Raw genomic sequence first — 18,976 nt, 5'->3', positions numbered from 1 at the left:
TCGAAGCGGAAAACGGCCTCAGGTCTCACCCCGGGCTCGGTGCTGCAGCATCGGCACCAGATACACGGGAACCTCGGACAACTGCACAAGGCGCGCGGCCGTGCGTCCCAATGGAATATCCGGGCCCGGGCCGTGGCTGTGACTGCCGACGACGAGCAGATCCACCCCACGCTTCTGCGCCTCCTCGAGAATCACCAAGGGCGGATCGCCCTGCACCACCTGCACCGAACGGATCACCTCGAGCTCATGCTGCGACTCGCCGAGCTCATCGCGAAAGCCCTCCAATACCCGCTGTTCGATACTCGCCATCACCGTGCTCAGGCCTTTACAACGCAGCTCCTTGAGCCGCTCCTCATCCAGGTAGGTTTGCAGCACCGACTCGGCAAACAACCCCATCGGCTCCACGGCATGCACGACATACAAGCTCGCATTGAACGCGCGAGTCAGCGCCAAGGCATGCTGCAGGACATAGGGGGCATAAAGACCAAGATCGGTAGCATAGAGAATCGAGCGAATCATGCAGCCTCCACGACTGCCTACCAGGCAGGCCTAGCTTGAGCTTAGCAGTGCCCTCTGCAAGTCAACAAAACTGCAGCCATGCAGGATCAACGGTTATATGCACAGGGCGCGGCATCCGCACCCGGGTTTGCCCAGAGGGCAACCCGGAAACTAGAGCGGCGGCTCGTTACTCACGCCATGCGGTACATGCCCGGTGGCGACGACCTCGCGAGCTTTCTCGCAGTGCCCGGCCTGGTCGTCGAAGAATACGTCGGCAGCGAAGGTCTCGAGAATGGCAGCCTTCTCCAGCCCGCCCAGAAAAAACGACTCATCCAGACGAATATTCCACTCGCGCAGGGTGCGGATCACCCGTTCGTGGGCCGGTGCCGAACGAGCAGTGACCAGAGCCGTACGAATCGGGCAGGCCTCCTCGGGGAATTCCTGCTGCAAACGATGCAGCGCCGCCAGGAATGATTTGAAGGGACCGCCACCCAGCAACTCGCGGGCCGATTGCCGCTCGTGACTCTGAAAGGCTTCCAGGCCAGCCTGCTGATAGACCCGCTCGGACTCGTCGGAAAACAACACGGCATCGCCGTCGAAAGCGATGCGCAGCTCATTGCTCGCGGCCCGTCGTGCCCCGCCGGAGAGGATGGTGGCCGCGCCAAACCCCGAGCGCAGCGCGCCGCGCACATCCTCGGCGTGAGTCGAGAGAAACAGATGGCAACCGAACGCCGCCAGATAGGGGTCGGGGCTGCGACCGCCAACGAAGGCCGCACGCGAGATGCCCAGGCCGTAGTGCTGGATTGAGTTGAACGCGCGCAGGCCGGTGTCGGCGCTATTGCGCGAGACCAGAATCACCTCCACCCGCGCCTGCCCCAATGCGCTGTTCAGCCCGAGCAGCTTCTCGACCAAGGGGAAGGCGTCGCCAGGCATAAGGATCTCGTCCTCATGCTCGATCTGATAGCGACGATAAGCCTCGACCCCCTCGCCCTCATACACGCGATGACTCTCGCTCAGGTCGAACAGCGCCCGCGAAGAAATCGCCAGCACCAGCTTGTCGCCCATTGCCTTGCTCATGCTCACCTCGGTGTTCGTGAAAAATCAGGCGCCGTTACGAGACAATTTCCAAGCCCTTGGCTGAAACGACGCGGCTCGTGGGGCTAGCAGCCTGTCGGACTTGGCCGTTGCTGGTAGCGCTGTTCGAGAAACCGCAGTGACTGGTACAACGCCCGCGTACGCGGCAACTCGCAGCCCGCCTGTTCGGCGGCGGCCAGCGGCGCCGCATAGATCGCCTGCAGTTCCAGTGGCCGCTGCTGGACGAAATCGTGGTACATGCTCGGCAGGTAGTCGGGCATCCGATCGGTCGCGGCCAACAATTTAGCGGGGTAGCCCTGCACCATCTCATGGCCACAGGCTAGCGCGGCATCGACCACCTCCTGCATGATCGCCGCGATCAACGCGCGACTGTCGGCGCAGGCCATCAAGGCACGGGTGTCGGCATTGAGCAATGCCGACAAGCCGTTATAGGGCACGTTCCACACCAGCTTCTGCCAACGAGCCTGTTGCAGATCGGGCAGTGCGCTGGAGTCCAGCCCCGCCGCGGTAAACAGCGCGACACCTGCCGCGACGATCTGCTGACGCGCGCTGGCGTCGCTCGCGGGCCCCGAGTGATAGCCGAGGTTCACCCGACCCAACGCCTGATGCACGATCACCCCAGGATCCGAACGGTATGCGCAGATAAAACACAACCCACCAAGCAGATGCAGCGAATCCGGCAACAATGGCCGCAGCTCGTCTTCGACTGCCAGACCATTTTGCAACAACACGACCTTGGCACCTTCGGCCGCAGCCTGGCTAATAATCGGGGCCAAGGCCTCATTGCTGGTGGCTTTCGCGCCGACCAGCAACCAGTCGCAACGCGGCATCTCGACCACCGAACGGTAGGCCTGAACCGGCTGCAAGCTCAAGGCGCCATATTCCGCGCTATTAAGTAGCAGTCCACGCTCGGCCACCGCGGTGAACTCGCCGCGCAACAGGAAATGCACGTCGAAACCGGCGCGGGCCAGCATCAATCCGTAGAAACCGCCAATGGCGCCGGTACCAATAATGCCGATACGTGGACGCGGGGATAAAGACATCAAGGTAACTCCTCAGCCGGGCGGGTCAGTGCCGCACCCAAGGCGTCGATCAAATCAGGTAGGCGCAAACGACTGTGCGTGCGCCATAAAATCGGCCATCAGCCACGACAAACAACGCCGACAGGTGAAATACCGCATAGCGTACAGCCAGGCCAGCATTTTCGGCTGCGCCGATCCAGACCAGGCGCGCGCAACGGCGACTGCTACAGCCTGTGTAAGCGAAAATCACCAGAGAAGCTCCGAGCAGAACCAGCAAGCGGCGATTCGTATCAAAGTCAGTCAGTTGCAATTCAACCACTATACTATGCAAAGCGATGTCAAATTAATGGCATGGGGAGTCGGTTATCATGCGTCGTTTTCTGCGTCACCCCAGCGACATGCCCGTGGAACTGGTACTGCGCAAGCAAACTTTCATCCCTAAACAACGGCTGAACAATATCAGTCTCGGCGGAGTGGCGTGCAATTCCAGATGCGGCTTTCGTCGGGGCACCGCGATAGAACTGCGCATCCCGCTGTTTGGCGAGCAGGCACGCTACCCCGGGGTGGTGGCCTGGTGCCGCAAACAGGCCGACGATTACCTGGTCGGCGTAGCCTTTATCGACGAAGAGACGCTATTTCGAGCACGCATGGTCGAACAGATCTGCCAGATCGAACACTACCGCCAGCAACGCGAACAGGAGCTGGGCGAATACCTGGCGATCGAGAGCATCGCCGGGGAATGGATCGCACGCCACGCCGCCGAGTTCTCCCATGCCAGCCTGTAATCACTGTTTCGTTCCGTTTAACGACCTTAGACCCATTGTCTAGCCAACCTGTAACGCGCTAAGGTTCTGCATCCCCGCTGTGCTCATAAATGCTGTGCTTCCGCCACACGGGGATCGCTGGCGGCCGGCACCCGTGACCTGACGACCCTGACCTGATGAAAAGCACGATGGCTGACTTACCGATCGATGACCTCAACGTTGCCTCCAACGAAACCCTGATCACGCCCGATCAGCTAAAGCGCGAAATTCCGCTGACCGATGCCGCGCTGCACACCGTCGCCACCGGCCGCCAGGTGATTCGCGACATCCTTGATGGCCAAGACCATCGTTTGTTCGTGGTGGTCGGCCCCTGCTCGATCCACGACATCAAAGCTGCCCACGACTACGCCGAGCGCCTCAAGGTGCTTGCCGCAGAAGTGTCGGACAGCCTGTATCTGGTGATGCGCGTGTACTTCGAAAAGCCGCGCACCACGGTGGGCTGGAAAGGCTTGATCAACGACCCCTACCTGGACGACTCGTTCAAGATCCAAGACGGCTTGCACATCGGCCGTCAGTTGCTGCGCGACCTGGCGGAAATGGGCCTGCCAACCGCCACCGAGGCTCTCGACCCGATCTCCCCGCAATACCTGCAGGATCTGATCAGCTGGTCGGCCATCGGCGCGCGCACCACGGAATCGCAGACCCACCGCGAAATGGCCTCCGGCTTGTCCTCGGCGGTTGGCTTCAAGAACGGCACCGACGGCGGCCTGACCGTAGCGATCAACGCGCTGCAATCGGTTTCCAGCCCGCACCGTTTCCTCGGCATCAACCAGGAGGGCGGCGTGTCCATTGTCACCACCAAAGGTAATGCCTACGGTCACGTGGTGTTGCGCGGCGGCAACGGCAAGCCGAACTACGACTCGGTCAGCGTGGCTGTTTGCGAGCAGGAACTGACCAAAGCCGGTATCCGCCCGAACATCATGGTCGACTGCAGCCATGCCAACTCGAACAAGGATCCGGCACTGCAACCCCTGGTGATGGACAACGTTGCCAACCAGATTCTCGAAGGCAACCAATCGATCGTTGGCCTGATGGTCGAGAGCCACCTGGGCTGGGGCAGCCAGTCGATACCGAAAGACCTCGACCAACTCAAGTACGGCGTCTCCATCACCGATGCCTGCATCGACTGGGACAGCACCGAAAAAACCCTGCGCAGCATGCATGCCAAGCTCAAGGACGTACTGCCCAAGCGTCACCGCGGCTGAGTTGTGCAGTTATAAAAACGCCGGGCGATGCCCGGCGTTTTTATAAGCTTCCCCGTCAGCCTTTGACCCCGTGCCGCTGGCGGCGCTCCATATAACGCTCGACGTAGGAGCACGAGGGAATCACCGTGTAATCCATACGGTCGGCGTACTGCAAGGCATGCTCGGTCAACGCCGCGGCAATTCCCCGACCGCGCAACGAATTCGGCACGAAGGTGCGGTAAATGTCCAAGGTCTGCTTGCCCAGATCCATATAGGCCAGGTACGCACGATCACCATCCACTGTGGTCTCGAACTGGTGACCGATAAGGTCATGGTGAATGGACAACGCCTCGCTCATCGCAACTCCTCTGAAAGTAACCTGTAAAACCATACCCGCACCTTATCGATATTTTCCAGGCGACGCGACCTCGACATTCCACCTGCATCGACCGGACAGCCGCGATAGCCATCCTTCAACAGCGCTCACGCCCCCGCGGGCTGCATGTTCAGGCAAGGGCGAGAATGCCCGCAGAGATGCCGGCACCTCGACCGCACAAGGGCTTCTCCTGCTTCGCGCCACCTCTTGTTGTCGTCAGGCTCTCGCCTTAAAAAACACTCAACAAAGCGATGCAGCCCAGCACTGCGATCACCGGAATCAATACCGTCACAACGAAAATATCCCGGTAGGCCTGTTTGTGGGTCAAGCCCATGATCATCAGCATGGCAATCACTGCCCCACAGTGTGGCAGCGAATCAAAACCACCCGAGGCGATAGCGGCTATACGGTGCAGGACTTCAGGCTCGACGCCCATTTCCAGGTATTTCGGCGCCAGGGTCTGCATGAATATCTGCAAGCCGCCAGAGGAGGAGCCCACGATCCCCGAAACCACGCTGACCGAGGCGAAAATCGACAACAGTGGCGGCAAGTCCAGCGTCAACACCCACTGGGCGAACTGGGCGAACCCTGACGTCTGGGTGACCACGCCACCGAAGCCAATCACCGCGGCGGTGTTCAGCAGCGGCATGATCGCATCGTCTGCCCCCTGCCCGAGCAGCGCGAGCGGACTGCGGCGCAAGCCCGCGAACAGCATGACCGCAACCCCAGTGGCAATCACCAAAGCCAGGCTCGGCCAGAGAATCGGCTGCTGCTGGCTGACCCCCAGCAACTGACCCGCCAAGCCCTGCCCCGGAACGACCGCGCCACTCAACAGCAGCAAGCGCGGCAGCATGATAATGCCTAACACCACCAGGATAGGTACCGCAGCCAGCCCCCAATGCGGCCCGGAACCCGGCGCACTGGCCAATTGCTCCATGCGCAAATCCTGCGCATTGGCCTCAAAGCCCTCGCCTCGTTCGCGAGCCAGGCGCCATTCGCGCTGCACATAGAGCATGCCCAGCGCAGCCATCAATAGGCTGGCCGTCACCCCGATCCAGGCGCCGGCAAACAGGTCGGTACCCAGGGCACTGGCGGCGATCACATTATGAATCGAGGGCGTACCCGGCATGGCGGTCATGGTGAAGGTGCCGGCGCCCAACGCGGTGGCGGCACAGAACAGGCGCTTGGGCAGGTTAGCTTCGCGCATCAAGCTGATACCCAGCGGATACATGGTAAAAATCACCACGAACACCACCACCCCACCGTAGGTCAGCAACGCACAGACCAGCATGGTGACCCACAGGGTTCGGCGAATACCGAGGCTGCGCGTAATCGCCTGCGCAATGCTGCTGGCCGCCTGGCTTGCGGCCATGACCTTGCCGAAGACCGCGCCGCAGAGAAACAGCACGAAGAACTTGCCGGCAAAGGTGAAGGCGCCCAACGGGCCGAAAGGGAAATACTCGAGTAGCGTCTGCGGGACTTGCAAGCCATTACTCAGCGCTACCAGCACGGCGCAGAGCAAGGCGGCAATGAATATATTCACGCCGCGCAACGCCATGAAAATCAGTAACGCCAAGCCCGCCAACAACCCTGCATTCCCAAGCATGCGTAACCCTCCGCTATTTTTGTACTTGCCAGACTAAGGGTAAACCGTAGCGCCTACCCGCTCAGTAAGTGCATGTGTGCAGCCCGGATGCCCCCCGGGGCGGCTCAGTCCGCAACGCGAGCATCCGCAAGCGAAATGTTTCCTATTAACCAAAACCCGTGGCCGCCACGCAATCACCAGGCAAAGAGTCGCACTATTAACCTGAAAAAAAACAACCCATGTCCAGACTTCACAACGGCACAGCCCCGAGCCCGACAAGACTAACGGGCGCCCTGCAATGGCGTGACGATTTATAGCAGTAAACTCCGCGACACGGCAGGAACAACGAAAACTGTATGTTTTTCATCCAAAACATCACAACTTGTGCTGCGTCCTTGGCCAAGGTGAAAAAAAACAGGCTCCGCTTGCACGGCCTACATTTACTTACTAGAAGTTATGGGTAGTATGTACGCCGGCTAATTTCCTACTGTTTGGAAATTGCTTTTATGGAAAAACTCCACCTCAAGGGGAACACGATGAACAACGTTCTGAAATTCTCTGCTCTGGCTTTGGCCGCAGTTCTGGCTACCGGTTGCAGCAGCATGTCCAAAGAAACTGAAGCACGTCTGACCGCTACCGAAGACGCTGCTGCTCGCGCTCAAGCCCGTGCCGATGAAGCCTATCGCAAGGCTGATGACGCTATGGCAGCCGCTCAGAAGGCTCAGCAAACTGCTGACGAAGCCAATGAGCGCGCTCTGCGTATGCTGGAAAAAGCCAGCCGCAAGTAATAGCCCTTCAAGGCTAACTAAAGCCGATCCCTTAAAGGATCGGCTTTTTTTTTGAGTGCGCCCCGCCCGGCGCACTCAAAAAAAAACCCGCTGGCGTTTACGCACAACGGGTCTTGGTTGACTGCACGCAATCAGATCTCGGGGGCTGCACGGCTGGCAATCGCCACATCTGGCTCGGCAATAGGCACCGGCAAGCCATCTTCGGCCGCCACCACCTCACGCACCATGTTCCAATCCAGTCGCAGAGCGCCCAACTCTTCGCGCTTGAGCAGTGCGTTGATCACGGCAGCGTGCCTGTCGACAATGGAAGACTCGCCCGTATCATCCAGTGGCGCATGTGCCTCCAGATATACCCTGCCATTGCTCAAGCCGAACTTGTATGGCTCGTTGATGATGCGCACAGGCGTACCGACCGGCGCCATATCGGCCAGTTGCAGTACGTTATGGTTGAGCATGCGGAAACAACCGTGGCTGACGCGCATACCGATACCGAACTTCTTGTTCGTGCCATGGATCAGGTAACCAGACGCCGACAAGGTCATCTTGTAGGGCCCCAGCGGATTATTCGGCCCAGGCGGCACATAAGCCGGCAGCGGATCGCCATCGGCAGCATGCTCTTCAAGAATCGACTTCGGCGGGGTCCAGCCCGGGTTCGGCGTCTTCGCGGTGATCCGCGCATCGGTCACCGGCGAACTCCAGCCCTCGCGACCAATTCCCAACGGAAAGGTGTGCACCACACTCTGCCCTTTCGGGAAGTAATACATGCGGTACTCGGCGAGATTGATCACGATCCCCTCGCGCGGCCCCGGCGGCAGAATAAAGCGCGTAGGCAGGATGATTTCCGTACCTTCACCAGGCAGCCAGGCATCGACTCCCGGGTTGGCCGCGATCATTTCCAGATAACCCAAATCGTTGGCCACGCCGAGGTCGGCAAAGGTGTCTTCGTATTTGGCCTTGACTACCCGTACTTGGCCGACGATGTCTTCGCCTGGCGGCGGCAAAGGCAATTCCAAGGCAACAACAGACCCTGTGCAGAACAAGGCGCAGAGCGACAAGCAACGGGCGACGGCAGGAGCGCGCGACAACATCCGGAAATCCTTGACGAAAATGGCTGACATTTAACGAGGCGATTGTACAACGGCGCTCAGCGCTTGGGAAAATATCGAGCGCCGTCGCGAGACCGTCTCCAGACGTTCGCCGTCCGGCGCCGCAGGTGAAAAACGGGAGGGGTTGCGTGCGCCAATAGTCCGCGGTTCAGGCCGCGCAACCCCGCAGCAGGCCAGCCTTTTACCGCGACTCAGGCCAACGCGAGCGCTGCCCGCGGCGCTGCGCTTCAAGGGTTGCCCGGCACGCCGAACACAGGCGCGCGTCGCGCAGCATGCCCTTATCCACCTCACGCCAGAGCGGCCGCGCCGGCAACAACCCACCACACAAGGTACGATCGGCAAAACCGCCCAACTCGAGCTGACGCGCAACCAGATGCACGCGCACCTCACGGCAGGCGAACAGATCAAGCTGCTCGTCCGGCTCGATCAGTTGATAAGCGTACAAGGACCAGGCAGAACGCGGCATCGATGGCTCCTAGCAGGCCGTTGAAAAATGTAGCGAGCGAAGGTTAGGCAAGGCGAAATCAGCCGAAAAAGCGCAGTTTACGTGCTGTAAATGAGCATTTTGAGGCTGATTTCAACGCCGCATAACCGAGCGCAGTAGTTTTTCAACGGCCTGCTAGGCGGGGGCGCCACCTTAGCCGAAAGCCTGCTCGCGGAAAAGCCTGTCAAAGCAGCGGCTGCAGGGTCGGCCAGAGGTTCTCCAGGAGTACCGGCTGAGCAGCCGCAGTTGGATGAATCCCATCGCGCTGCATCATCTCGGGCACGCCCCCGACGCCTTCCAGAAAGAAGGGCACAAAGGCCACCTGCCTCTCCTGCGCCAAGGTGACAAACACCTGGGCAAAGGCCGTCGTGTAGCGGATACCGTAATTGGGCGGCAGGCGCATCCCCAAAAGCAGCACCTTGGCCCCCGCGCCCTGCGCCTGCTCAATCATCGACGCAAGATTCTGTTGCAATTGAGTCGGGGGCTGGCCACGCAAGCCATCGTTGCCGCCCAGCTCCAGAATCAGCAGGCTCGGCTGGTGCTCGGCAAGCAGTCCAGGCAGCCGCGCGGCGCCGCCTGCACTGGTGTCGCCACTGATAGAGGCATTCACCACCCGGTGTTGATAACCCTGCTCGACCAGACGCTGTTCCAGCAAAGCGACCCAGCCCTGGCGGGTATCCAGGCCGAAAGCCGCGCTGATACTATCGCCAACGACCAGCACGGTGTCCGCCAGCGCGACTTGCCCCCAGCACAACAGGGTAAAAACCGCACTCATCAACCCTGCACGCATTGGATTCTCCATGAACTCAAGCATTCTGACCGCGCGCAACCTTAGCAAAGTGGTGGCCAGCGCGGAAGGCGAGTTGACCATACTCCATGACCTGTCCCTGGCGCTGAATAAAGGCGATAGCCTGGCCATCGTCGGCAGTTCGGGTTCGGGCAAATCGACCCTGCTCGGCCTGCTCGCCGGGCTCGATCTGCCGAGTGGCGGCACTGTGGCTCTGGCCGGCTACGACCTGGGCGCGCTGGATGAAGATCGGCGGGCGCGGGTACGCGCCGAGCATGTCGGCTTCGTGTTTCAGTCCTTTCAGTTGCTCGACAGCCTCAACGCCCTGGAAAACGTCATGCTGCCACTGGAGCTGGAAGGCCATGCCGATGCCCGCCAGCGCGCCCGCGCACTGCTCGAACGGGTCGGTTTGGGCCAGCGCCTGACCCACTACCCGCGTCAGCTCTCCGGCGGCGAACAGCAGCGCGTGGCCATTGCCCGCGCCTTTGTCGCCGAGCCCGAGGTGCTGTTCGCCGACGAGCCCACCGGCAACCTCGACAGCCATACGGGCGAACGCATCAGCGACCTGCTCTTCGGCCTGAACCAGGAGCGCGGCGCAACCCTGGTGCTGGTCACCCACGACGAGCGCCTGGCTCATCGCTGCCAACGCCTGATCCGCCTGGAAGGCGGCCACCTGGTCGACCACGTGGAACCCTGATGACTCACTTGCCGCTCGCTCGCCTGCTCTCGCTGGCGACCCGTCAACTGCTGCGCGATGCCCGCGCCGGCGAATTGCGCGTGCTGTTCTTCGCCCTGTTGGTGGCCGTCGCCGCCAGCACCGCAATCGGCTACTTCAGCGCGCGACTGAACGACGGCATGCTGATGCGGGCAACCGAGTTCCTCGGCGCCGACCTGCGGCTCAACGGCAGCTCGCCCGCCGCGCCGGAACAGATCAGCCGCGGCAAACAGCTGGGCCTGGATCACGCCCAACTGGTCGAGTTCTCCAGCGTGATCGCCAGCGACGCCGGCATCCAACTGGCCAGCGTCAAAGCCGCCGACAACGCCTACCCCCTGCGCGGCCAGTTGAAAAGTGCGGCGATCCCCTATGCAACCGAACAAGCCGGTTCGGGCCCGCAACCCGGTGAGGCCTGGGCCGAGGCGCGCTTGTTTGCCGCCCTTGAACTGAACATCGGCGATAGCATCGAGGTCGGCTCGAAAAGCCTGATCCTGCGCCGGGTACTGACCTATGAACCGGATCGCGCCGGCGACTTCTACAGCCTGACCCCGCACGTGCTGATGCACCTGGATGACCTGGCCGCCACCGGCGTGGTTCAGCCCGGCAGCCGGGTGCGTTACCGCGAGCTCTGGCGCGGCACAGCGGAGGCCCTGGGCGCTTACCGGCAAGCAATCGACAAGAACCTGGCGGCCAACCAGCGCCTCGAAGATGCCCGCGACGGCAATCGGCAAATCGGCAACGCCCTGGGCCGCGCCGAACGCTACCTGAACCTCGCCAGCCTGGCGGCCGTGCTGCTCGCCGGGGTGGCCGTGGCCCTTTCGGCCGCGCGCTTCGCCGCCCGGCGCTTCGATGCCAGTGCCTTGCTGCGCTGCCTTGGCCTGTCGCGCAATCAGGCGCTGGGACTGTTCGGCCTGCAACTGGCCCTGCTCGGGCTCGGCGCCAGCCTGAGCGGCGCCCTGCTCGGCTGGCTGGCCCAGCATGGCCTGTTCTACCTGTTGCAGGGTCTGCTACCGGCGCAGATCCCGGCGGGCGGCTTATGGCCGGCGCTGGCCGGGATCGCCACCGGTCTGGTCGCCCTCGCCGGCTTCGCCCTGCCGCCCCTGGCCGCCCTCGGCCGGGTGCCGCCGCTGCGCGTGTTGCGCCGCGACCTGCTGCCCGTGCCGGCCAGTTCCTGGCTGGTGTATGGCGCCGCCCTGTTCGCCCTGGGCCTGATCATGTGGCGCCTGAGCCTGGATCTGCAGCTGACCTTCGCCCTGCTCGGCGGCGGCCTGGTTGCCGCCCTGCTGCTCGGCGGCCTGCTGCTGCTCGGCTTGCAAAGCCTGCGCCGCCTGCTGGCCCGTTCCTCACTGCCCTGGCGCCTGGGGCTCGGCCAGTTGCTCCGCCACCCATTGGCCGCCGCCGGACAGGCCCTGGCATTCGGCCTGATCCTCCTGGCCATGGCCTTGATCGCCCTGCTGCGCGGCGAACTGCTCGACACCTGGCAGGATCAATTGCCCGAGCAGGCGCCCAATCATTTCGCCCTCAATGTATTACCGGCCGACAAGGATGCCTTCGCCGCGCGCCTGGCCGAACTCTCGCCCCATCCGGCCCCGCTCTATCCGGTGGTGCCCGGACGCCTGACCCTGATCAACGGCGAGCCGGTGCGGCAAATCGTCAGCAAGGAATCCCAGGGCGAGCGTGCCGTTCGCCGCGACCTCAGCCTGACCTGGGCGGCCGATCTGCCCGAGGGTAATCGGCTGCTCGCCGGCGCCTGGTGGAGCGCGTCCACAGTCGACGGCTTGCCGGGCGTCTCGGTCGAATCGGAGCTGGCCAAGAGCCTGCAGCTCAAACTGGGCGACCGCTTGCGCTTCAATGTCGGCGGCCTCGACCGCGACGCCCGGGTCAGCAACCTGCGCGAAGTCGACTGGAACAGCTTCCAGCCCAACTTCTACATGATCTTCGAACCCGGCACCCTGCAGGATCTGCCGGTCACCTACCTGACCAGTTTCTACCTGCCCGCCCAGCAGGAACGGCAGTTGATCGAACTGTCACGCGCCTTCCCCGCCGTCACCCTGCTGCAAGTCGAAGCCCTGCTCGCGCAACTGCGCAGCATCCTGGCCCAGGTCACCCTGGCCATCGAGTTCGTCTTGCTGTTCGTCCTCGCCGCCGGCCTGGCCGTACTGTTCGCCGGCTTGCAGGCCACCCTGGACGAACGCGTCCGCCAGGGCGCCTTGCTCCGCGCGCTGGGCGCCGAGCGCAAATTGCTGATCGAGGCGCGGCGGGCCGAGTTTGCCCTGCTTGGGGCAATCAGTGGCCTGCTGGCGACCATCGGCTGCGAACTGATCAGTTTCCTGCTCTATCGCTTCGCCTTCGACCTGGCCTGGAGCGCCCACCCCTGGCTATTGCTGCTGCCGCTGATCGGCGCCCTGCTGGTGGGCGGCGCTGGCGTGCTCGGCACTCGCCGCGCGTTGAATGTCAGCCCGCTGACGGTGCTGCGCGAGGGCTGATAGACTCGCGCTTTATCGGCCAGACAACAGTTATATGAGTCGCTATCGTCCCCCCCGCTCCGCCGGCACGCCACTGATCACCCCCGAAGGCGAGGCGCGCCTGCGCGCCGAACTGCACGAACTCTGGCACGTACGCAGGCCCCAGGTCACCCAGTCGGTCAGTGAAGCGGCGGCGCAAGGGGATCGTTCGGAAAACGCCGAATACACCTACGGCAAGAAGATGCTGCGCGAGATCGACAGCCGCGTGCGCTTTCTCAGCAAACGCCTGGAAAGCCTGAAAGTGGTCAGCAGTCGCCCCAGCGATGCCGACAAGGTCTACTTCGGCGCCTGGGTCACCCTCGAAGACGAGGACGGCAACCAGTCGCGCTACCGGATCGTCGGCCCGGATGAGCTGGAGCTGAAACTCAACCTGATCAGCATCGACTCGCCCCTGGCCCGCGCGCTGATCGGCAAGACTCTGGATGCCGAAGTGCGGGTGCCAACCCCGGCCGGCGAGAAGACCTGGTATGTGAGCGCCATCGATTACCCGTAATTGCTCGCGCCGTGACCGCGAGCGCCACAAACCGCTCAACCCCGGGTAATCAGCCCCTGCCTGGCGACCCGCGTCAGTTCACGCACGGTGGCGTGCAAATGCTCGGCACTGGGTGCTTGCAGCACGGCCATATCGAAGCTGTCGCTGGCGAAGCGCGCCAGCGCCTGGTGGTCATCGACGAAGTGGATGAGAAAGGCGCGCGGCCCACCCCAACGCCTGGGCCAGCCGTCGAGATAGCGCAGCAGGGTCGGCTGGTGACTGCCGCCGAGGAGGATTTTCGGGTTGCGTTGGCTCAGCCCGGAAGTGATCGGGGCCAAGCGAATTAGCGGTTGCGGACAACTCATGCTCATGTCTCCGCCTCATGAATCCCGCCGGGCAGGTGAGAGGCGACACCGAACCAGCGCTTTAGCGGTATTTCGAAGCCTCCGCAGAGTACTTCTCAGAGATTTGCACGCTGCAAATCACTCGGCGCCCCGCAAGTAGCTGTTTAAATCGGCGCATGGGTCAGCATCCTAGAGAAGCCTGCGCAATACTGTCAAGACAGCGCCTCGCATACGAACCCGACACTATGCAAAACGATGTTCTGCGTCTGTTCTTTGCCCTGGGTTGCCCGCCTGAACTGGCCGAGGCCATTGCCAGCTGGCGCAGCAATCTGCACCTGCACGGCCGTCCGGTCGCAGCCGCCAACCTGCACCTGACCCTGGCGTTTCTCGGCCAGCAGCCGCGTGCTCGCGTTGCGCAGTTGCAGGAACTCGCGAACGGGTTGCGAGTGCCTGCATTCGACCTGCGCCTGGATCGCCTCGGACGGCACCGCAATGGCCTGCTGTACCTGGCGCCGAGCCACACGCCAGAGGCGTTACTGGAGTTGGTTGAGCAACTGTGCAAGCACCTGAGCGGCGCCGCCATTCAGCTGGAGAGCCGCCCCTTTCGCGCCCACCTCAGCCTGCTGCGGCACTGCCCCGCGCAACCCATCGAGGCCAATCCATGCTTCGATTGGCCGGTAACCCGGTTTTCCCTGTTCGTCTCCGAGCAGAACACGCGCGGCACCCATTATCGGCCGCTGCACACGTGGCCATTGCTGCACAGCGCCCCTTGTGCGGGGCGTTGAAGCCCATAAAAGCGCTCGGCAATATCGTACAAGCCGATTAATTCGGCGCACTTAGCGCGGCATTCTGCGGCTCCAGCAAATAACGTTCGCGGTCATAAGCCAGGTAGTACTTGTTCACACTATTGACGTAGCTGACCACGCCCATCCCGACTTGCTCCATGGCGATCCGCTCGACCTGAAAGAACCACTGATTGGCATTCAGGCCGCGCCGACGCGCCTCGGCACGCATGCTCTGCACCCGCTGCGGCCCCATGTTGTATGCCGCCAGCACGAAGGCCATGCGTTCGCGCTCGTTGAGTTGGGCACTGTTGAAGAAGTTGCGTCGAATCAGCGCCAGGTACTTGGCGCTGGCTTGCACGTTGTTCTCCAACACCGCGATATTGCCGACTCCGACACTGCGCGCGGCGGCCGGGGTTATCTGCATCAAACCGGTTGCCCCCCCGGCACCCCGCGCAGCAGGATTGAGGGTGGACTCCTTGAACGCCAATGCCGCCAGGGTCAGCCAATCGAAGCCGTACTGCGCCGCATGCCGCTGCAACACCGGACGCACCTTCTCCAGGCGCTGGCGTTCGGTTCGTCCCAGCGGATAGTGCACCCTGTAGAGACGCCGATAAACCCGCTGAAAAGCGCCATCCGAATCGGCCGGGGCACGATAGGTCGCGAGAAAACGGTCGACACTGGCACCCAGCATCGCGGCGTCACGGCGCACGTACCAACGCAGGTCGCCGTCCTTGGCCAACACCAGGTGCGGCTCCAGCCGCAGCTTGGGCATGACCTTGGCCCAGCGCTCGGCAATTGGCTGTTCCACCGCGGTGATGCTGTAGATACCGGCCTGCACCATCTCCAGCACATCCTCGACGGCCAGACTGGGGTCGACCCACTCGATGATGATCGGCGGCCGCTTGCTCTGCAGCAGTTTCCGGTTGAACGTATGCACCGCGGCGCCCGCGGCGCTGCCTGCGGCCAAGGCCAGGCTACGCCCGGACATCTGTTCGAGGCTCTGATAACGCCGATCGCCCTGCCGCGACACTACGATCAACGGCACGTTGCTGCGGATCGCCGCACTGGCACTGACAGCGCCGCCACGCACATTGAGCAACTCCCCTGGCGCGACAAGATCCCCCTCGCCGCGCTGCAAGGCAGCCAGCAGTTGGTCTTTGGCCTTGGGAATGATCTTCAGCTTGAGGACACGGTCATCGCGGGCATTGCGATTGAGATACTGTTCGAACGCCCGCAAGCGATGGTATTCCATCCCGATGCTCTGGCCTTTGACTTCACCCGAGCTGTTACGGCTCTGGTTGACCAGCACGCGCAGCTCGGCACTGCGGCGAATGCTCGCCAGATCACGCGCCTGGCTCGGCGGCCGCACTTCGGGCGGCCCCGCCACGCGCGCAACGGCCGACAACGGCAGCAACAGCAAAAGACAGAATAAAAGCAGCGGGCGCGACATCAAGTCTCCACGGCAAGGGCGGCCACCGGGCGTCATTGGCCGAGTGAGAGTACCGCAGCGCTCGCCAAGTTCCAGCAATGCGTGGGCCGCGGAGAGTCGCACAGCTCGCTGACGGATGCCAGTCAGACGGCCTACCCAACATCACAAAAGCACGGTAATAGGCTGTAATTTAAGGTTTTTTTAAAAACAAAAAAGCTCTGATATGCTGCCAACCCCCACCCATAGGCCGCCCCATGCAACTCATCGACATCGGCGTCAACCTGACTCACCCAAGCCTCGCCGAGCAACCTCAAGCTCTGCTCGCCCGCGCCTATGCCGCCGGTGTCTGCCAACTGCTGCTGACCGGCACCAGCCTGGAACAAAGCGAACAGGCCCTGGAACTGTGCCGCCAGCTGGATGACAGCGGCCAACGCCTGTTCAGCACCGCCGGCATCCATCCTCACGATGCCGGCAGCTGGCACACCGACAGCGCCAGCCAACTGCAGGCCTTGCTGCGCCAGCCACAGGTGCGCGCCGTGGGCGAATGCGGGCTCGACTTCAACCGTGATTTCTCGCCGCGCCCGCAACAGGAAAAAGTCCTCGAAGAACACCTGGCCCTGGCCGTCGACCTGCAGCTGCCGGTCTTTCTCCATGAACGTGACGCCGATCAGCGCCTGCTGGAGATCCTGCGCGACTACCGCGACCGCTTGCCGGCGGCGGTGGTGCACTGCTTCACCGGCGACAAGCGCACCCTGTTCAACTACCTCGACCTCGACCTGCATATCGGCATTACCGGCTGGATTTGCGACGAGCGCCGCGGCACCCACCTGCACCCGCTGATGCGGGAAATCCCGGTCGGCCGGTTGATGCTGGAAACCGACTCGCCGTTCTTGCTGCCGCGCAGCCTGCGACCGAAACCGAAAAACGGCCGCAACGAACCGGCCTTCCTGACCGAGGTGCTCCGAGAGGTGGCGCTGCACCGCAACGAAAGCCTGGCAACCCTGGCGGCGCACAGCACCGCTTGCGCCAGGCAGTTCTTCGGCCTGCCGACAGTCATCGACCCCGTCGCCGCCGAGGGCGAACCCAACTGAAGGCCTGCCCGGGAGCGCTTTTGCTAAGGCTATGCCCCAGTTACCTGTTGCAGGGGGGAGTGTCCTGGTAGAAGCGGATTTATCCGCGCAAAACCCCTGGATAGCGATAACACTCGCGGTTGAAGCCGCTCCAACAGGCGCCGACCGGGCTCAACGCCTAACGGATATAACGCCTTTGCTAAAGTCCGCGCCAACGCGGTCGTTAACAAGAACGAACCGTCCTGTTGATAGAGATCAACAGCCGCACTGCAGTTTCGCGAGACAGTAGTGGCACTTTGCTAATACCGCTTTCGCCGCCACCAGAAGAAGACATCATGGGCACTTGGGTTCGCGACCTCTCTCTTAAATACAAATTCTGGGCCGTCAACGCCGTGGCCTTCGTCACCTCCCTGCTGCTGGTGCTGTACGCCCTGCAACTGGAGCAACAGGTACGCGTCGACGCGGCCAAGAGCGCCGCGCAGTTGCAAGCCAGGCTGCTGACCGGCTGGCCTGCAGGTCAGCCGCTGCCCAGCGGGGAGCAACTGCTGCAGTTTGCCGACGGGCAAACGCCGCCGCTGGCCGATAACCAGGGCGCCAGCCTGAGCCGGGCTCGTGGCTGGGTAGCCCTGGAACATGACCCGCTGGCGGCGGGCGAGGCGTTGATCGGCGCCGAGGTCATCGACCTGGGCCAGGGCCAACGCCTCGCCGTACTCGCCCATGCGCCCAGCCTGATACAGGTGATCGCCGAGCGCGCACTGAGCTATGCACTGGTTGTCGCCCTATTGATGCTGGCCCTGCTGGCGGCATCGCAACTGCTGATCCACTTCCTGCTGAGCCATCTCAACACCCTCAAGGATGTGATGCTGCAGGTAGAGAAAAGCGGCGACCTGGCGGCACGCGTGCCACTCGACAGCCGTGACGAAGTCGGCCAGATGGCCACGGCCTTCAATGCCATGCAGGCCGGTTACCAGCGCGTGGTCGGCATCGTTGCGCAGACCGCCGCCCGCCTGGACGAAGGCGCCGAGCGCATGGCCGTGAGCATGCGCGACGTGCGCCAGGGCATGCTCGAACAGCAAAGCGAGACAGAGCAGGCCGCCACCGCGATCAACGAGATGTCCACCACCGTGCACCACATCGCCCAGCACACGGCAGACACCCGCGACCAATCAAAAAACGCCGAGCAACTGGCCGGCACCGGCCAGCAAGTGGTCGACCGCGTCGGTCAGTCGATCGCCGGGCTGTCCAGCGGGGTACAACAGACCGCACAAATGATCCAGCAACTGGCCGTCGACAGCCAGAAAATCAGCGGCGTCGTCAGCGAGATTCACGGCATTGCCGAACAGACCAACCTGTTGGCCCTCAACGCCGCCATCGAGGCCGCCCGCGCCGGCGAAATGGGCCGTGGCTTTGCGGTGGTGGCCGATGAGGTGCGCAATCTGGCCAAACGCGTGCAGGTCTCAACGGATGAAATCACCCTGATGATTACCTCCCTGCAAAGCGGCACCCGCGATGCGGTCGAGTTCATGCAGGAAAGCTCGCTCAAGGCCGATGACTGCGTGCAACAGGCCCACGAAGCGGGCGAGGCACTGGTCGCCATTACCGGCTCGGTGGCGCAGATGCGCACCAGCAATACCCAGATTGCGGTGGCCGCCGAACAGCAGAGTCAGGTGGCCGAAGAGATGAACCGCTCCATCGTGAGCATTCGCGACGTCACCGAGCAAACCGTGCAACAGACTACCGGCTCCGCCACCACCAGCGCCGAACTGGCGGCCTTGGCCGGCGAACTGAACAAGGCCATCCGCCAGCTCAAGCTTTAGCCCCCCGCGAGCGGGATAAATCGCAAGGCGCGGGGCAATTCGGGCATTCCCGAATTGCCCCGGCGCCTTG

19 protein-coding genes and 1 pseudogene are annotated in these 18,976 nt (G+C 62.6%); 9 read left to right on the top strand and 11 right to left on the bottom strand.

Annotation, left to right across the window (positions count from 1 at the left end; translation table 11 throughout):
* Positions 1-18: 18 nt before the first annotated feature.
* From P8H27_RS13660 to P8H27_RS13645, 4 genes and pseudogenes are all read right to left on the bottom strand, one after another.
* On the bottom strand, positions 19-519 hold the full coding sequence (locus tag P8H27_RS13660) for a universal stress protein (RefSeq protein WP_289638120.1): 501 nt from the start codon (positions 517-519) through the stop codon (positions 19-21).
* Between the two features lie 150 nt (positions 520-669).
* Positions 670-1,575, bottom strand: a complete 906-nt coding sequence (locus tag P8H27_RS13655) for a 5'-nucleotidase (protein ID WP_289638119.1) — start codon at positions 1,573-1,575, stop codon at positions 670-672.
* Positions 1,576-1,658: 83 nt separating this feature from the next.
* The gene (locus tag P8H27_RS13650; protein ID WP_289638118.1) at positions 1,659-2,636 is read right to left on the bottom strand and encodes a putative 2-dehydropantoate 2-reductase; all 978 of its coding nucleotides are present in this window, start codon (positions 2,634-2,636) and stop codon (positions 1,659-1,661) included.
* A pseudogene (locus tag P8H27_RS13645) lies at positions 2,636-2,952 on the bottom strand (thioredoxin). Before P8H27_RS13645 ends, P8H27_RS13650 begins: the two are co-directional and overlap by 1 nt.
* A 31-nt stretch (positions 2,953-2,983) precedes the next feature.
* On the opposite strand from P8H27_RS13645, the gene P8H27_RS13640 reads away from it, so the two are divergent.
* Both P8H27_RS13640 and P8H27_RS13635 read left to right on the top strand, forming a co-directional pair.
* Positions 2,984-3,400 carry a PilZ domain-containing protein gene (locus P8H27_RS13640; protein WP_289638117.1) on the top strand — a complete coding sequence of 139 codons (417 nt, stop codon included), beginning with the start codon at positions 2,984-2,986 and terminating at the stop codon, positions 3,398-3,400.
* Positions 3,401-3,567: 167 nt separating this feature from the next.
* Positions 3,568-4,644 (top strand): 3-deoxy-7-phosphoheptulonate synthase, encoded by a 1,077-nt coding sequence (locus P8H27_RS13635; RefSeq protein ID WP_289638116.1) that lies wholly within the window; start codon positions 3,568-3,570, stop codon positions 4,642-4,644.
* Between the two features lie 55 nt (positions 4,645-4,699).
* Here the strand turns inward: P8H27_RS13635 and P8H27_RS13630 are convergent, their stop codons facing one another.
* Together P8H27_RS13630 and P8H27_RS13625 are read right to left on the bottom strand one after the other, a co-directional pair.
* Positions 4,700-4,981: a GNAT family N-acetyltransferase gene (locus P8H27_RS13630; protein ID WP_289638115.1), complete on the bottom strand. Its 282-nt coding sequence runs from the start codon at positions 4,979-4,981 to the stop codon at positions 4,700-4,702.
* A gap of 247 nt (positions 4,982-5,228) precedes the next feature.
* Positions 5,229-6,605: a GntP family permease gene (locus P8H27_RS13625; protein ID WP_289638114.1), complete on the bottom strand. Its 1,377-nt coding sequence runs from the start codon at positions 6,603-6,605 to the stop codon at positions 5,229-5,231.
* 515 nt (positions 6,606-7,120) lie between these two features.
* Between P8H27_RS13625 and oprI the strand changes: the two genes are divergently transcribed.
* A complete protein-coding gene (gene oprI / locus P8H27_RS13620; RefSeq protein WP_090242095.1) occupies positions 7,121-7,372 on the top strand; it encodes an outer membrane lipoprotei OprI in 252 nt (83 codons plus the stop codon).
* A 131-nt stretch (positions 7,373-7,503) separates the two neighbouring features.
* Here oprI and P8H27_RS13615 read toward each other — a convergent pair whose 3' ends face one another.
* The 3 genes from P8H27_RS13615 to P8H27_RS13605 all read right to left on the bottom strand — a co-directional run bounded on the left by P8H27_RS13615 (position 7,504) and on the right by P8H27_RS13605 (position 9,752).
* Positions 7,504-8,460: a L,D-transpeptidase family protein gene (locus P8H27_RS13615; RefSeq protein ID WP_289638113.1), complete on the bottom strand. Its 957-nt coding sequence runs from the start codon at positions 8,458-8,460 to the stop codon at positions 7,504-7,506.
* Positions 8,461-8,659: 199 nt separating this feature from the next.
* The gene (locus P8H27_RS13610; RefSeq protein WP_289638112.1) at positions 8,660-8,944 is read right to left on the bottom strand and encodes a hypothetical protein; all 285 of its coding nucleotides are present in this window, start codon (positions 8,942-8,944) and stop codon (positions 8,660-8,662) included.
* A 202-nt stretch (positions 8,945-9,146) separates the two neighbouring features.
* Positions 9,147-9,752 (bottom strand): arylesterase, encoded by a 606-nt coding sequence (locus tag P8H27_RS13605; RefSeq protein WP_289638111.1) that lies wholly within the window; start codon positions 9,750-9,752, stop codon positions 9,147-9,149.
* Positions 9,753-9,762: 10 nt separating this feature from the next.
* Between P8H27_RS13605 and P8H27_RS13600 the strand changes: the two genes are divergently transcribed.
* Genes P8H27_RS13600 through greB form a run of 3 tightly spaced genes read left to right on the top strand, consistent with a single transcriptional unit; the run spans position 9,763 to position 13,482 of the window.
* Positions 9,763-10,446: an ABC transporter ATP-binding protein gene (locus tag P8H27_RS13600; RefSeq protein WP_289638110.1), complete on the top strand. Its 684-nt coding sequence runs from the start codon at positions 9,763-9,765 to the stop codon at positions 10,444-10,446.
* Entirely contained in the window at positions 10,446-12,950 is a 2,505-nt protein-coding gene (locus tag P8H27_RS13595) for an ABC transporter permease (RefSeq protein WP_289638109.1), read from the top strand. The genes P8H27_RS13600 and P8H27_RS13595 overlap by 1 nt, the downstream gene beginning before the upstream one ends.
* A gap of 34 nt (positions 12,951-12,984) precedes the next feature.
* The gene (greB, locus tag P8H27_RS13590; RefSeq protein WP_289638108.1) at positions 12,985-13,482 is read left to right on the top strand and encodes a transcription elongation factor GreB; all 498 of its coding nucleotides are present in this window, start codon (positions 12,985-12,987) and stop codon (positions 13,480-13,482) included.
* A gap of 35 nt (positions 13,483-13,517) precedes the next feature.
* Here the strand turns inward: greB and P8H27_RS13585 are convergent, their stop codons facing one another.
* On the bottom strand, positions 13,518-13,826 hold the full coding sequence (locus tag P8H27_RS13585; protein WP_289638107.1) for a class I SAM-dependent methyltransferase: 309 nt from the start codon (positions 13,824-13,826) through the stop codon (positions 13,518-13,520).
* 224 nt (positions 13,827-14,050) lie between these two features.
* Between P8H27_RS13585 and thpR the strand changes: the two genes are divergently transcribed.
* Positions 14,051-14,590, top strand: a complete 540-nt coding sequence (thpR, locus tag P8H27_RS13580; RefSeq protein ID WP_289638106.1) for an RNA 2',3'-cyclic phosphodiesterase — start codon at positions 14,051-14,053, stop codon at positions 14,588-14,590.
* Between the two features lie 37 nt (positions 14,591-14,627).
* On the opposite strand, the gene P8H27_RS13575 is transcribed toward thpR, so the two are convergent.
* Positions 14,628-16,040 carry a transglycosylase SLT domain-containing protein gene (locus P8H27_RS13575; protein WP_289638105.1) on the bottom strand — a complete coding sequence of 471 codons (1,413 nt, stop codon included), beginning with the start codon at positions 16,038-16,040 and terminating at the stop codon, positions 14,628-14,630.
* 233 nt (positions 16,041-16,273) lie between these two features.
* On the opposite strand from P8H27_RS13575, the gene P8H27_RS13570 reads away from it, so the two are divergent.
* Positions 16,274-17,110 (top strand): TatD family hydrolase, encoded by an 837-nt coding sequence (locus P8H27_RS13570; protein WP_289638104.1) that lies wholly within the window; start codon positions 16,274-16,276, stop codon positions 17,108-17,110.
* A 314-nt stretch (positions 17,111-17,424) separates the two neighbouring features.
* Positions 17,425-18,906, top strand: a complete 1,482-nt coding sequence (locus tag P8H27_RS13565; RefSeq protein ID WP_289638103.1) for a methyl-accepting chemotaxis protein — start codon at positions 17,425-17,427, stop codon at positions 18,904-18,906.
* Positions 18,907-18,976: the final 70 nt, after the last annotated feature.

This window comes from Pseudomonas sp. sp1636 (assembly GCF_030376615.1).
In the GTDB taxonomy this organism is placed as follows: domain Bacteria; phylum Pseudomonadota; class Gammaproteobacteria; order Pseudomonadales; family Pseudomonadaceae; genus Aquipseudomonas.
Note: the sequence above shows the minus strand (reverse complement) of the source record. Positions and strands in the feature narration are given on the sequence as shown.

Excerpts from the sequence above, each read along its gene's own strand:
- P8H27_RS13640 (WP_289638117.1), top strand. The coding sequence starts at position 2,984 with ATGCGTCGTTTTCTGCGTCACCCCAGCGACATGCCCGTGGAACTGGTA.
- thpR (WP_289638106.1), top strand. The coding sequence starts at position 14,051 with ATGCAAAACGATGTTCTGCGTCTGTTCTTTGCCCTGGGTTGCCCGCCT.
- P8H27_RS13660 (WP_289638120.1), bottom strand. The coding sequence starts at position 519 with ATGATTCGCTCGATTCTCTATGCTACCGATCTTGGTCTTTATGCCCCC.
- P8H27_RS13630 (WP_289638115.1), bottom strand. The coding sequence starts at position 4,981 with ATGAGCGAGGCGTTGTCCATTCACCATGACCTTATCGGTCACCAGTTC.
- P8H27_RS13625 (WP_289638114.1), bottom strand. The coding sequence starts at position 6,605 with ATGCTTGGGAATGCAGGGTTGTTGGCGGGCTTGGCGTTACTGATTTTC.
- P8H27_RS13615 (WP_289638113.1), bottom strand. The coding sequence starts at position 8,460 with ATGTTGTCGCGCGCTCCTGCCGTCGCCCGTTGCTTGTCGCTCTGCGCC.
- P8H27_RS13585 (WP_289638107.1), bottom strand. The coding sequence starts at position 13,826 with ATGAGTTGTCCGCAACCGCTAATTCGCTTGGCCCCGATCACTTCCGGG.
- P8H27_RS13650 (WP_289638118.1), bottom strand. The coding sequence starts at position 2,636 with ATGTCTTTATCCCCGCGTCCACGTATCGGCATTATTGGTACCGGCGCC.
- greB (WP_289638108.1), top strand. The coding sequence starts at position 12,985 with ATGAGTCGCTATCGTCCCCCCCGCTCCGCCGGCACGCCACTGATCACC.
- P8H27_RS13600 (WP_289638110.1), top strand. The coding sequence starts at position 9,763 with ATGAACTCAAGCATTCTGACCGCGCGCAACCTTAGCAAAGTGGTGGCC.
- P8H27_RS13610 (WP_289638112.1), bottom strand. The coding sequence starts at position 8,944 with ATGCCGCGTTCTGCCTGGTCCTTGTACGCTTATCAACTGATCGAGCCG.
- P8H27_RS13570 (WP_289638104.1), top strand. The coding sequence starts at position 16,274 with ATGCAACTCATCGACATCGGCGTCAACCTGACTCACCCAAGCCTCGCC.
- P8H27_RS13595 (WP_289638109.1), top strand. The coding sequence starts at position 10,446 with ATGACTCACTTGCCGCTCGCTCGCCTGCTCTCGCTGGCGACCCGTCAA.
- P8H27_RS13655 (WP_289638119.1), bottom strand. The coding sequence starts at position 1,575 with ATGAGCAAGGCAATGGGCGACAAGCTGGTGCTGGCGATTTCTTCGCGG.
- P8H27_RS13565 (WP_289638103.1), top strand. The coding sequence starts at position 17,425 with ATGGGCACTTGGGTTCGCGACCTCTCTCTTAAATACAAATTCTGGGCC.
- P8H27_RS13605 (WP_289638111.1), bottom strand. The coding sequence starts at position 9,752 with ATGCGTGCAGGGTTGATGAGTGCGGTTTTTACCCTGTTGTGCTGGGGG.
- P8H27_RS13635 (WP_289638116.1), top strand. The coding sequence starts at position 3,568 with ATGGCTGACTTACCGATCGATGACCTCAACGTTGCCTCCAACGAAACC.
- oprI (WP_090242095.1), top strand. The coding sequence starts at position 7,121 with ATGAACAACGTTCTGAAATTCTCTGCTCTGGCTTTGGCCGCAGTTCTG.
- P8H27_RS13575 (WP_289638105.1), bottom strand. The coding sequence starts at position 16,040 with ATGTCGCGCCCGCTGCTTTTATTCTGTCTTTTGCTGTTGCTGCCGTTG.